We start from the raw sequence: 13,102 nt of genomic DNA, 5'->3' as shown, positions 1-13,102 counted from the left end.
TTTTTGCTTTAGTAATTAATTTTGATATTTTAGTTAGCTTCGACAGGAACTTGTTTATAAGTTTTATCAGTTTCCTTGATGATAATTTGGTTTTGAAAGAGGTCCTTAATATTTTGGACTGATTCTTCGGCATTGGTGACGTCTAAATAAATTTCACACTGAACGTCTGATGTGAACTGCTTATTCTCTAAATTAATATTTTCTTTACGAGCATAGTTATCGAATTTATCAAACATATGATATGGAATTGTTAATTCATATCCTTGTTGGATACGATTTTCGACTAAACCAATCTCCTTGACGGCTTCGGCGGTTGTTGATGAATAAGCTCTGATCAATCCACCAGCACCCAATTTAATGCCACCAAAGTAACGTGTAACGACGACGGTAACGTTTTGGAGGTCTTGTTGCTGCAACACGTTCAAAATAGGGGAACCTGCAGTTCCGCTTGGTTCGCCGTCATCTGACATCCGTTCGATTTTGACGTTCTCTAATACGATAAAAGCCGTACAGTTGTGTGTTGCACCGGATTCTTGTTCGCGGATCTTTTTGATAAATTCATTAGCTTCAGCTTCAGAAAAGGTTTGAGCGATGTGGGCTATGAAACGTGATTTCTTGATGTCTTTTTCGTGACTACCAGTTTTAGCGATTGTTTTATAATTTTGCAAAAAAGTATGTCTCCTTTACGTAGTTTTGATTATGGACAATTTAAATGAGTATTTAGGCGGTCGAATTATTCAGACTACCGACTTAAAACCTGAAGTTTTACAATATCTTCAAAGTTGTGGTGGAAAAGTTGTTCCGACCACGTTTAAGAAAAATGATAACTATTTTGCCGTCGTTGCCTAATGAAACTCGATCGGTTGCCGATTAAACTGCAATATTGTCGAAGTTGTATCAATTTGGGCAAGTTGCCGATAGACGGTCAGTTGCTTATAACGCCGACAGCAATTAATTATCCCCAGCAGAACGATTATTTGGTGTGGGATGGTACATTGACAGCCAATCAAGAGAAAGGTGTCAGAGAGCTGTTAATGGCGTTTGAGAATCATCGGAGTCATTTGGTTTGGGCCGTGACTGGTGCAGGTAAAACGGAAATGATTTTCCCTTTGATTGAGCAAGTTTTAAAACAAGGTCAACGGATTGCTATCTGTTCGCCTAGAGTGGATGTTTGTATTGAATTGTTTCCCCGAATTCAAAAGGTTTTTCCAAATACGACTGTGGGCTTGTTTCACGGTAAAAGTGAGGAGCCTTATCAATTAACGCAAATCATGTTGGCAACTGTTCATCAACTGATCCGTTTTGAAGCGGCGTTTGATGTGTTGGTGGTTGATGAAGTTGATTCCTATCCGTTGGCGGGAAATATGATGTTGCATCGAGCGATTAAGAAGGCTAAGAAACCAACGGGGATGATTGTCTATTTGTCAGCCACGCCGCCGAAAGAATTATTATCGCAAGTTAAGCAACAAAAAATTTCAATAACTAAATTATATCAAAGGTTCCACGGTCATCCATTGCCGGAGCCTCACTGTCATTTATTATTAAAACCAATTACCTTTGGCAAGATAAATCCGCGGTTAAGATTGAAACTTCAACGTCTCATCAAAAACAATGAACGATTCATGTTATTTTTTCCACAGATTCCAACAATGAAAAATTTTGCTAAGCAATTAATAAAATTATATCCATTATTAACATTCGTTGATGTCAGTTCTAAAGATGAGCATCGCTTAGAGAAAGTCCAACAATTTCGTGACCAACGTGTTCAAGCCATTTTGACCACAACAATTTTAGAACGAGGTGTGACCTTCAAAAAAATCACCGTTATTGTTTTGGATGCCCAAGCTAAGGAGTTCTCTAAGACTGCCTTGATTCAAATAGCTGGTCGAGCTGGACGTGGGAGCGATTCGTATGATGATGAAGTTCATTTCTACTATCAATATTATAATCAACAGGTTCGCTTAGCATGTTCTGAAATTGCTTATTTGAATCAGCAGGCGAAGAAATGAAATGTCTCAATTGTGGCAATTCAATTAATAATAGTCTCTCGATAAAAGAAATATTTTTATTTAAAGAAATAGTCCCAAATTATATCTGTAATTTATGCCGAAAGCAGTTAGCACCACTGATAGGACGGAATAATTGTCCCCGTTGTTTGAAGCCGGATAGTGATGGCGTTTGCACGGATTGCTATATGTGGGAACAAAAATATGGCATTATCAATTGCCATCAGGCTTTGTTCGAGTATAATCAGTTCATACACAGCTACTTCAAGCTGTATAAGAGATATGGAGATGTCTTGTTAGCTCGATTATTTTTTCAGGACATAAAGAACTGGTCTTTACGGAATAACTTTGATGTAGTCACATATATTCCTGCTAGCGAAAGCCATCTTCAAGCACGCGGATTTGATCCCGTTTATGAATTATATGCCGATATTTTTGATCTGAAGCCGCTTTTGGTTAAAGTCGACGCTGATAAACCACAAGCACAGAAGAATCGAATTGAACGACTAAATACGCCACAGACTTTTTCGGCGCTGCCAGAGTTCAGTAAAATTCAAAAAGAGCAACGGATTTTAATATTGGATGATATTTACACGACCGGACGCACTTTAATGCATGCTCATGATATATTTTTGAAGACTGGATTCGAAAATATTTCCACATTTTCATTATCTAGGTAATGGAAACGTTGTCATATTGGCATAAGAATATTATAATTACACTAAAGAGATGTAAGAACACTCTTTAATTTCCTATCGTCGGAAGGAGAGATTATTATGTTAACTATTAATGTACGTGGTGAAAATATTGAAGTAACTTCATCAATTCGCGAATATGTCGAGAAGAGAATTTCCAAAATGGAAAAATACTTCAGCGATGAAAGTAATCCAATTGCTCATGTAAACTTGAAAACATACCCTTCAAAAGGTACAAAGGTTGAAGTAACAATTCCATTGCCATATATCACATTGAGGGCTGAAGAATTGAACGATGATTTGTACGCAGGTATCGATCTCGTTGTTGACAAGCTTGAAAGACAAGTTAAGAAATTCAAGACACGTGTCAACCGTAAGAGTCGTGAAGGCGGCAGTCTAAAGGATATTCCTTTGGATGATGTCACACCTGATGACACAGATGAGGATAAGTCACAAATCGTTAGAACAAAGCGTCTATCATTGAAGCCAATGGATGCTGAAGAAGCTGTTCTACAAATGGAAATGCTTGGCCACGAATTCTTCATTTTTGAAGATTCAGAAACAAATGGAGCCAGTATCGTATACAAACGTAATGATGGCAAATATGGTCTGATTGAAACAAACGAATAAAAAAATAAATTTAAAGCTGAGGCGGCCTTACTGTCTCGGCTTTTTTTGTACTCCGGAAGTGCGTTTGTAAAGCTTTCTTAACACAAAGATTTTAGAAATGGTGTATCATTGTAATCCTGAAAAGTCTGTTTAATTTATATTAAGTTTAAAAGTCTAAAAAAAAATGCTACTATTAAGAGTATGTTTATAACACTTAGGAGAGATATATTAATATGGCAAATCCACTAAGAAGATGGGTCGAAAGCGATAAAAGAGAAGTTAAACGTATGGGCAAAATTGCCGATAAGATTGAAAGCTATGCTGATGCTTACAGCAAACTTTCTGACGAAGAACTTAAAGCTAAGACTCCAGAATTTAAAGAAAGACTAGCAAAGGGCGAAACTCTCGATGATATTTTGCCTGAAGCATTTGCTACAGCCCGTGAGGGTGCTAAAAGAGTCCTTGGATTGTACCCATTTAGAGTGCAATTGATTGGTGGTATTACTTTACACGAAGGTAATATTGCTGAAATGAAAACTGGTGAAGGTAAAACTTTGACAGCTACATTGCCTGTTTACTTGAATGCGCTTGATGGCAAGGGTGTTCACGTTGTTACAGTTAACGAATATCTATCTGGTCGTGATGCTAAACAAATGGGTGAACTATACAACTGGTTAGGCTTAACCGTTGGTTTGAACATTAATAGCATGGACTCAGAAGAAAAACGTGCTGCCTACAATTGTGACATCACTTATTCAACAAATAGTGAACTTGGATTTGATTACTTGCGTGACAACATGGTTGTTTACAAGGAACAAATGGTTCAACGTCCATTACACTATGCCATTGTCGATGAAGTTGACTCCATTTTAATTGATGAAGCTAGAACTCCTTTGATCATTTCTGGTGCTGCCGAAAAGTCAACAGCCATGTATGTGCGTGCTGACCGTTTTGCTAAGACACTTGAAAAAGATGATTACAAGATTGATTGGCCTACAAAGTCAATCAGTTTAACTGAAACAGGTATTAGAAAGGCTGAAGATTACTTCGGCCTCGATAACCTTTATGATATTGATAATACTGTCTTGAACCACCATATGGATCAAGCTTTGCGTGCTAACTACATCATGAGTCTAAATATTGACTATGTTGTTCAAGAAGGCGAAGTTAAGATCGTTGACCAATTTACTGGTCGTGTTATGGATGGTCGTCGTTATTCTGATGGACTACACCAAGCTATTGAAGCTAAGGAAGGTGTAGAAATTCAAGATGAAACCAAGACTATGGCTAACATCACTTATCAAAACTTCTTCCGTATGTATGACAAGTTATCTGGTATGACTGGTACTGCTAAGACAGAAGCTGAAGAGTTTAGAGAAATCTACAACATGGAAGTTATTTCAATTCCTACTAACAAGCCAGTTATCCGTGATGATAAGGATGATTTGCTTTATCCAACTTTACAAAGTAAGTTTAAAGCTGTTGTTGAAGACATCAAACGCCGTCACGCTAAGGGTCAACCTTTACTAGTTGGTACTGTTGCGGTTGAATCTTCAGAATACCTATCTAAATTACTTGATAAAGAGGGCATTCCTCATGCTGTTCTTAATGCTAAGAACCATGCTAAGGAAGCTGAAATCGTTATGAATGCTGGTCAACGTGGCGCCGTTACAATCGCTACTAATATGGCTGGTCGTGGTACAGATATCAAACTTGGACCTGGCGTTGTAGAACTCGGTGGTCTATGTGTGCTTGGTACAGAACGTCACGAATCTCGTCGTATTGATAACCAACTTCGTGGACGTTCAGGTCGTCAAGGTGATCCTGGTGTAACACAATTCTACATGTCACTTGAAGATGACTTGATGAAACGTTTCGGTTCAGAAAGAATCAAACGTGTCTTGAAGACATTGAAGATTGAAGATGACGATGCCGTTATCCAAAGTCGTATGATGACTCGTCAAGTTGAATCCGCTCAAAAACGTGTTGAAGGTAATAACTACGATACTCGTAAGAATACTCTTCAATATGATGATGTTATGCGTGAACAACGTGAAGTTATCTATAAAGAGAGAATGGAAGTTATCAACGAAGAACAAGATCTTGATAAAGTTCTACTTCCAATGATCGAACGTACTATTAAAGCTCAAGTTGCAGTTCATACACAAGGTAAAGAAGACGATTGGGAACTCGAAGCAATTGCTGACTTTGCTAAAGCTGCTTTGGTTAACGACAAACAAATGGATGTCGTTGATCTACAACTTAAATCACAAGATGAAATCATTAAGTACTTGATGGACTTTGTTCACAAGAATTACGAACAAAAGAAAGAACAACTTGGTGATCCTTCACAAATGCTTGAATTTGAAAAGGTTGTTATCTTGAGAGTTGTTGATGAACACTGGACAGATCATATCGATGCTATGGATCAACTACGTCAATCAATTGGTCTCCGTGGTTACGGACAATTGAATCCTTTGGTTGAGTACCAAGAAGAAGGATATCGTATGTTTGAAGAAATGGTTTCTGATATTGAATATGATGTTACAAGATTATTCATGAAGGCCGAAATCAGACAAAATATGGAAAGATAAAAAGCAGGCCGCTTGGCCCGCTTTTTTTATAAGGGTGATTACATGGAATTCGGAGAAATTAAAAATAGAATTTCCGACATGGAAAACAAAATAACTCAATTCAGGGGGTCTCTTTGACTTAGAAAGTCTAGAAGAGCACATCGCTGAAAATGAAAATAAGATGACTGAGAATGGCTTTTGGGATGACCATGAAGCTGCTCAGAAGTTGATTGATGAAAATAATGATTTGAAGGATCAATACGACAACTTTAAGTCGCTGAGCGAAGGCTTGGATGACATCAAAGTGTTGGCGGAACTTTACCAAGATGATCCAGAAGACGAACTGATGCAACAATTAGTAGACGATTCGGATCGTTTGGCCGCAAAGCTTCGTTCTTATGAGTTAATGATGTTGTTATCTGAACCATATGATTCGCATAATGCAATTTTGGAAATCCATCCAGGTGCTGGTGGGACGGAATCTCAAGACTGGGGCGAAATGTTGTTGAGAATGTACCAACGTTGGGCAGATCAACATGGTTTCACTGTCGAAATTGAAGACTATCAACCTGGTGAAGAAGCCGGTATCAAGAGTGTTTCAATCATGATTCGTGGTAAAAATGCCTATGGGTTGTTACGTTCTGAGCGTGGCGTGCATCGTTTAGTTAGAATCTCACCATTTGATTCAGCTGGCCGTCGTCACACATCATTTGCTTCAGTTGATGTGATGCCTGAACTTGATGACAGTATCAAAGTTGAAATCAATGATGATGACTTACGAGTAGACGTCTTTCGTTCATCTGGTGCTGGTGGTCAACATATCAATAAGACTTCATCAGCTGTCAGAATCACGCATTTACCAACTGGTATCGTAGTCAGTTCCCAAGCACAACGTTCACAATTGCAAAACCGTGAAACAGCCATGAATATGTTAAAAGCTAAACTTTTCCAAAGAGAACAGGAAGAGCAAGCTAAGAAACACGCTGAAATTCAAGGTGAGCAAATGGATATTGGTTGGGGCTCACAGATTCGTTCATACGTTTTCCACCCCTATACGATGGTCAAAGATCACCGTTCTAATCTCTCGGTCAGCAATGGTCAGGGTGTGATGGATGGCGATCTAGATCCATTTATTTATGCTTATCTCCAATGGAAATTACAAGGAGCCAAACAATAATGAAAAAGAAAATCTTAGTTGTCGACGATGAACCATCAATTCTCGAATTAATTGAATATAACTTGGAAAATAATGACTACCAAGTTTCCACAGCCACAGACGGCCAAATGGCTGTTGATAAAGCTAATGAGGGTAACTTTGACTTGATTTTATTGGATCAAATGTTGCCTAAATTGAGCGGAATCGAAGTACTCAAGCAGCTGCGAAAAATTGGCAATTTAACGCCGGTTATATTTTTAACTGCAGTTGATGCTGAAGACAATAAGATTGAGGGCTTGATCAGCGGGGCAGATGACTATATTACTAAGCCATTCAGTATCAAGGAACTATTGGCTAGAATTGAAGTGGTTTTGAGAAGAACTTCACATACCGATAAAGAAAAATCTTTCGAACTTGATACAGATGTCAAAGGTTTAGTAATTGATGGTCAAGAAATTTCACTGACAAAAAAAGAGTACGAGTTACTGGAGTTTCTGATTAGAAATAAAGGTATCGTCGTCTCTAGAGAACAAATTTTTGATAATGTTTGGGGAATAAATTCTAATTCACAAATGCGGATGGTTGATATCCAAATTAGCCACCTCCGTGATAAAATTGAACAGGATACAAAGAACCCACAAATAATTAAAACCGTACATGGATTCGGTTATATTTTAGAGGTATAGGATGAAAAGAAGATTAGGACCAGTAATTGCTATCTTTATTTCGATAGTTATCTTTCTCATTTTGGTAACGTTCTCTGATAGTATCTTGGGCGATTCGCAAAATGATATGTTCACTGATGAAACAGTTTCTTATGTTGAATTGAAGAAAAACCATGAGCCAGCTGATGCTGCCAAGATTGCTGGTCTGGATTACATCGATACATCTAAGGAAAATACCACGATGCAGCGTAAGGCCTATGATATGTACCACAATGGCCGGACTGAACCAGGTAAGGATTACGTCACTGATACAACAATGACTACCAGAATTATGTATTTCATGTCTGGGTCTGAACGTCATATTGTAGCTAAAAAGTACAATCGTCTGTGGAGCCAGAGTCCAATGACTTTCTTGATTGTTGCTTTGATGTACTTCTTGATTACTGATTCAGTTATCTTGTTCTATTACCGCAAACGTCAACAATTGAGTGAAGATATTCAGAGTGTGACGGAAAACTTGCGTCGTGTTAGAAAGAGTAAAGAGATGGCTTCGTTGATCTTGTCACCAGGCGATGAATTGTATGGCTTGGTTGAACAGACTAACAAGATCAGTATGGATATCAACGACCTTCGTGATGATGTGCAATTACGTGAAAGACGTTTCCGCGGGTTGGTTGGTCACTTGCCAATTGGTGTTATGTTGTTGAACTCACAAGGGGATGTACTGTTACATAACCAAGCAATGTCGAGTTTATTGGACGTCAATATTTCCAATGACATTCATCCATTTATCGAAGATGTTAAAACTTACAACTTAAGTCAGATGATTGAACACACCTTGCGTAAGAACAAGAATCATCATCGTGAAATTCAATTGGTTGGTAACTCGCAAAAATTCGTTGATGCCAATGTTATTCGTCTGATTCATTCACGTGAAGATTATGATCAACAAGTGTTAGTTATCTTGTATGATTTGACGGAGAGCCGTCAGATTGAACGGATGCAAGTCGATTTTGTCAACAATGTCAGTCACGAGTTGAAGACACCAGTAACTTCAATTGAAGGTTTCTCAGAAACACTCTTGAATGGTGCCAAAGATGATCCAAAGAAATTGGACCACTTCCTCAACATTATTCATGACGAAAGTGTTCGTTTGTCGGAACTAATTCAGGATATTTTATCCTTGTCGAAAGTCAAACGTGATACTGAAAAAATTGATACTATCAACTTGAATGAAGATATTAATCGCATTTTGGATCGTCAATCGATTACGATTAAGAAACATCACATCAAGGTAAACCAACAATACTTTGGTAGTCCTGATGTGACAGCTAATAAAGAGAAAATCAATTTAGTATTCCGTAATTTGATTAAGAATGCTATTTCATATAATAAAGAAAATGGTCAGATTGACTTGGAAGTTCACCACGATGAAATTGAAAACCGTATCAAGTTCATCATCAAAGATAGCGGAATTGGAATATCGGAAGATGACCAAGCTCGTATTTTTGAAAGATTCTATCGTGTTGACCGTTCACGTAGTTTAGAGACTGGGGGAACCGGTCTTGGACTCGCGATTGTTAAGGAAACTTTGGATACACTTGATGGTGATATTCGGATTGAATCGCACAAAGGATTGGGTACAACTTTCACAGTTGACATACCATTGTAAAAAAATTGCTGCAACAAAATATTTTATTTTGTTGCGGCTTTTTTTTATACAAAAAATATACAAAGTTGTACTATTCTAGTTGGATAGAGGTGAGAACATTGAAAAAAAGACTTGTCGCATTATTTGCAATTATGATTCCTTTAGTAGCAGTTTTGAGTGGTTGCAAAGGCAGCGGGAGCCAAGAAACAATTACAGCGGTTGGATCATCAGCTGCTCAACCATTAGTGGAACTTGCCGGGGAAGAATTTTCAAAGAATAATCCAAACGAGTACGTCAACGTGCAAGGTGGCGGTACTGGTACAGGGCTCAGCCAGATTCAACAAGGTGCTGTCAATATCGGTAATTCTGATTTATATGCAGAACAAAAAAAGGATATTGATGCTAGTAAACTTGTTGATCATCGGATTGCTGCAGTTGGGATGATTCCGGTTGTGAATAAGGATGTCAAAGTTAAATCATTGACAATCAAGCAATTGAGACAAATTTTTTCTGGTCAAGTTACAAACTGGAAAGAGGTCGGCGGTCAAGACCTACCAATCACTATTATCAATCGTGCGGACGGATCGGGAACCCGTGCAGCGTTTGAGAGTGATGTTATGGACGGAACGCCTTTCGTGCGCTCTCAGGAGCAAGATTCCAGCGGTATGGTTAGACAAATTGTCTATAACACTGCCGGATCTATCAGTTATTTGGCGATGCCTTATCTTAATAATACTGTGAAAACAGTTAACGTTAATGGCATTGAACCCACCATTGAAAATATCGAAAACAACAAGTGGAAGATTTGGTCATACGAGCACCTATATACAAAGGGTAAGCCTACTGGTATGACTAAAGAATTCCTTGATTTCATTATGACGGAACATGTTCAGACTAATGTTGTTAAGAAAATGAATTATGTTCCCATCAACGAAATGAAATATGAAAAAGATTATAAGGGCAATATTACGCCCGTTTCAAAGGGGGTAAAGTAATTTGAAAGATCCAATTAGAGAAAGTCTAACCAAGAAATCTGTTTCCGCTAAACGTGAAACACGCGGTAAAATTATTTCTTTCAGTTTTACTGCAATTATCGTTTTATTAGTTATCACAATTATTGGTTTTATCGCATCACGTGGTTTGATTATCTTCTTTAAGGATGGGGTCAATCCGATTGATTTTCTGACTCACTCAGTTTGGGCACCTAGCAAATTGGACAGTGCTGGACATCCAATTGTTGGGGCAGCTCCAATGATTGTCGGTTCGTTTGCGGTTACATTGATTGCAGCCCTTATTGGGACACCATTTGCGATTGCCGCAGCCATCTTTATGACGGAAATTTCACCTAAATGGGGTCGAAAAGTTTTACAACCAGTTATCGAATTATTAGTTGGTATCCCTTCAGTAGTTTATGGATTCTTCGGTTTAACGATTGTCGTTCCATTTGTTAGGAAAATTGCTGGCGGAAGTGGTTTCGGTATTTTAGCCGGGTCATTCGTCTTATTCGTCATGATTTTACCAACGATTACATCAATGTCAGTAGATGCTTTGAAGGCAGTACCAAGATATTATCGTGAAGCTTCGTTAGCTTTGGGTGCCACTAGATGGCAAACTATTTCCAAAGTTATTTTACGCGCAGCGACGCCAGGACTTTTGACTGCCGTTGTTTTTGGCATGGCCAGAGCCTTTGGTGAAGCTTTAGCTGTTCAAATGGTTATTGGTAATGCGATGTTATTGCCACACAATTTAGTTTCACCATCATCAACCTTAACAAGTGTTTTAACAATGAACATGGGTAATACAATCATGGGCTCAACATCAAACAATGCACTTTGGTCATTAGCCTTATTGCTCCTATTAATGTCATTGCTATTCAACTTCGTTATTAGAAAAATTGCTAAGCGAGGTGAGTTCTAGTGTTTAATGAAAAAGTTAAAGACAAAATAGCCACAGGTGTGATTTACTTCATGTCTGGCGTTATTGTGCTCATCTTGGCAGGTTTGTTGGTTTATATTTTAGGTAGTGGACTACGTTATGTTAATTGGCATTTCTTGATATCAGGTTCCAAAGCCTTTCAAGCTGGTAGTGGTGTTGGAATCCAATTATTCAACTCGTTTTTCCTATTGATACTTTCAATGTTGATTTCCATTCCAATTTCAATCTGTGCCGGTATTTATTTATCTGAATACGCTGGTAAGAATAAATTGGTAGATTTGATTCGTGTATCAATTGAAGTTTTGAGTTCATTGCCTTCAATCGTTGTTGGTTTATTCGGATTCTTGATTTTCGTTATTAGTTTTAAATTTGGTTTCTCAATTCTCTCTGGTGCTTTGACACTGACAGTGTTCAACTTACCGATTTTGACGAGAAATGTGGAAGATTCCTTGAGGTCAGTCTCACAGTCACAACGTGAAGCCGGCTTGGCTTTGGGTCTTTCAAAATGGGAGACTGTTATCCACGTTATTATTCCCGATGGTTTGCCAGGTATCATTACCGGTATGATCATTGGTGCTGGTAGAGTCTTTGGTGAAGCGGCTGCCTTGATTTACACAGCTGGTCAGAGTGCTCCACCATTGGACTTCACTAATTTCAATGTTTTCAGTATTACCAGTCCTTTGAATTTGATGAGACCGGCCGAAACTTTAGCTGTTCATATTTGGAAAGTTAACTCAGAAGGTTTGATTCCTGATGCTGTCCAAGTTTCAGCTGGAGCTTCAGCAGTATTGATTATTGCAGTTTTGATATTTAATTTATTAGCCAGATATATAGGCAATATAGTTTATAAAAAGATGACGGGTGAGTAAGATATGGGCGTACAAACAGATGAACAATACATCCTTCATTTAAACGAGGATGAACACGAAATCGCCATGAAGACGAAAGATTTACAAGTTTTTTATGGCGAAAAAGAAGCCATGCATAAGGCATCGCTTCAGTTCGAAAGATATAAGATAACATCCTTGATTGGAGCTTCTGGTTCTGGTAAGTCGACATATTTGAGATCCTTGAATCGCATGAACGACAATGTACCTGGTGCTACGGTCAAAGGTGAGATCATGTACCGTGGTTTGGATATTAACAAAAATAATGTTGATATTTATGAAGTTAGAAAACATATTGGGATGGTTTTTCAACGTCCTAATCCATTTTCGAAATCAATTTATGACAACATTACTTTTGCGCTGAAACGTCATGGATTGCATGATAAAAAGCAATTAGATGAAATTGTCGAGACAACTTTGAAGCAGGCCTCACTTTGGGACCAAGTGAAAGATGATCTCGGCAAAAGTGCATTAGCGCTCTCTGGGGGTCAACAACAACGACTATGTATTGCCCGAGCAATTGCGATGAAGCCGGATATTTTATTGATGGATGAACCCGCAAGTGCTTTGGATCCAATTTCAACGTCAAATGTTGAAGAAACAATGTTGAGTTTGAAGGATAAATTTACCATTATTATCGTGACGCACAACATGCAACAAGCAGCTAGAATCAGCGATTACACGGCATTTTTCCACTTGGGACATGCTGTCGAATTTAATGAAACTAGAAAAATCTTTACTCGTCCACATATTAAGACGACTGAAGATTATGTTTCTGGACACTTTGGATAGGAGAAAGTAATCATTAACTAAAACATAGAAAAATGTCGAACAATGTAGAAAAGAATACCAAGTTCCCCACAGAGAGTAAATATGGAGGTGGCGAACTTGGTAATGATTAAATCTAGCGATAATCCATCACAGT

At 38.2% G+C, this 13,102-nt stretch carries 13 protein-coding genes; 12 read left to right on the top strand and 1 reads right to left on the bottom strand.

Features of this window, described 5'->3' with window-relative positions; all coding sequences use genetic code 11:
• Positions 1 to 29: 29 nt before the first annotated feature.
• On the bottom strand, positions 30 to 668 hold the full coding sequence (locus tag JP39_RS08100; RefSeq protein WP_041501704.1) for a YigZ family protein: 639 nt from the start codon (positions 666 to 668) through the stop codon (positions 30 to 32).
• Between the two features lie 31 nt (positions 669 to 699).
• On the opposite strand from JP39_RS08100, the gene JP39_RS12580 reads away from it, so the two are divergent.
• The 12 genes from JP39_RS12580 to pstB all read left to right on the top strand — a co-directional run bounded on the left by JP39_RS12580 (position 700) and on the right by pstB (position 12,969).
• Entirely contained in the window at positions 700 to 849 is a 150-nt protein-coding gene (locus tag JP39_RS12580; protein ID WP_157492459.1) for a hypothetical protein, read from the top strand.
• On the top strand, positions 849 to 2,009 hold the full coding sequence (locus tag JP39_RS08095) for a DEAD/DEAH box helicase family protein (RefSeq protein ID WP_082330673.1): 1,161 nt from the start codon (positions 849 to 851) through the stop codon (positions 2,007 to 2,009). Before JP39_RS12580 ends, JP39_RS08095 begins: the two co-directional genes overlap by 1 nt.
• Positions 2,010 to 2,194: 185 nt before the next feature.
• Positions 2,195 to 2,686, top strand: a complete 492-nt coding sequence (locus tag JP39_RS08090) for a ComF family protein (RefSeq protein WP_245626320.1) — start codon at positions 2,195 to 2,197, stop codon at positions 2,684 to 2,686.
• A 96-nt stretch (positions 2,687 to 2,782) separates the two neighbouring features.
• Positions 2,783 to 3,331 (top strand): ribosome hibernation-promoting factor, HPF/YfiA family, encoded by a 549-nt coding sequence (gene hpf, locus JP39_RS08085; protein WP_041501705.1) that lies wholly within the window; start codon positions 2,783 to 2,785, stop codon positions 3,329 to 3,331.
• A gap of 212 nt (positions 3,332 to 3,543) precedes the next feature.
• Positions 3,544 to 5,904: a preprotein translocase subunit SecA gene (gene secA / locus JP39_RS08080; protein WP_041501706.1), complete on the top strand. Its 2,361-nt coding sequence runs from the start codon at positions 3,544 to 3,546 to the stop codon at positions 5,902 to 5,904.
• A gap of 42 nt (positions 5,905 to 5,946) precedes the next feature.
• Positions 5,947 to 7,060, top strand: a protein-coding gene (gene prfB, locus JP39_RS08075) for a peptide chain release factor 2 (protein ID WP_137619722.1) whose coding sequence is annotated in 2 segments (ribosomal slippage) — positions 5,947 to 6,018 and positions 6,020 to 7,060 — 1,113 coding nt in all. Because the reading frame shifts where the segments join, the coding sequence is not laid out codon by codon here.
• A complete protein-coding gene (locus JP39_RS08070; protein WP_041501708.1) occupies positions 7,060 to 7,725 on the top strand; it encodes a response regulator transcription factor in 666 nt (221 codons plus the stop codon). The genes prfB and JP39_RS08070 overlap by 1 nt, the downstream gene beginning before the upstream one ends.
• Position 7,726: 1 nt before the next feature.
• Complete coding sequence (locus JP39_RS08065; RefSeq protein WP_041501709.1) at positions 7,727 to 9,376, top strand: sensor histidine kinase; 1,650 nt, start codon at positions 7,727 to 7,729, stop codon at positions 9,374 to 9,376.
• A gap of 98 nt (positions 9,377 to 9,474) precedes the next feature.
• Positions 9,475 to 10,350: a phosphate ABC transporter substrate-binding protein PstS family protein gene (locus tag JP39_RS08060; protein ID WP_041501710.1), complete on the top strand. Its 876-nt coding sequence runs from the start codon at positions 9,475 to 9,477 to the stop codon at positions 10,348 to 10,350.
• Between the two features lies 1 nt (position 10,351).
• The gene (pstC, locus tag JP39_RS08055; protein WP_041501711.1) at positions 10,352 to 11,272 is read left to right on the top strand and encodes a phosphate ABC transporter permease subunit PstC; all 921 of its coding nucleotides are present in this window, start codon (positions 10,352 to 10,354) and stop codon (positions 11,270 to 11,272) included.
• Positions 11,272 to 12,159: a phosphate ABC transporter permease PstA gene (gene pstA, locus JP39_RS08050; RefSeq protein WP_041501712.1), complete on the top strand. Its 888-nt coding sequence runs from the start codon at positions 11,272 to 11,274 to the stop codon at positions 12,157 to 12,159. Before pstC ends, pstA begins: the two co-directional genes overlap by 1 nt.
• 3 nt (positions 12,160 to 12,162) lie before the next feature.
• The gene (gene pstB / locus JP39_RS08045; RefSeq protein WP_041501713.1) at positions 12,163 to 12,969 is read left to right on the top strand and encodes a phosphate ABC transporter ATP-binding protein PstB; all 807 of its coding nucleotides are present in this window, start codon (positions 12,163 to 12,165) and stop codon (positions 12,967 to 12,969) included.
• Positions 12,970 to 13,102 lie beyond the last annotated feature (133 nt).

The organism is Companilactobacillus heilongjiangensis, assembly GCF_000831645.3.
In the GTDB taxonomy this organism is placed as follows: domain Bacteria; phylum Bacillota; class Bacilli; order Lactobacillales; family Lactobacillaceae; genus Companilactobacillus; species Companilactobacillus heilongjiangensis.
Note: the sequence above shows the minus strand (reverse complement) of the source record. Positions and strands in the feature narration are given on the sequence as shown.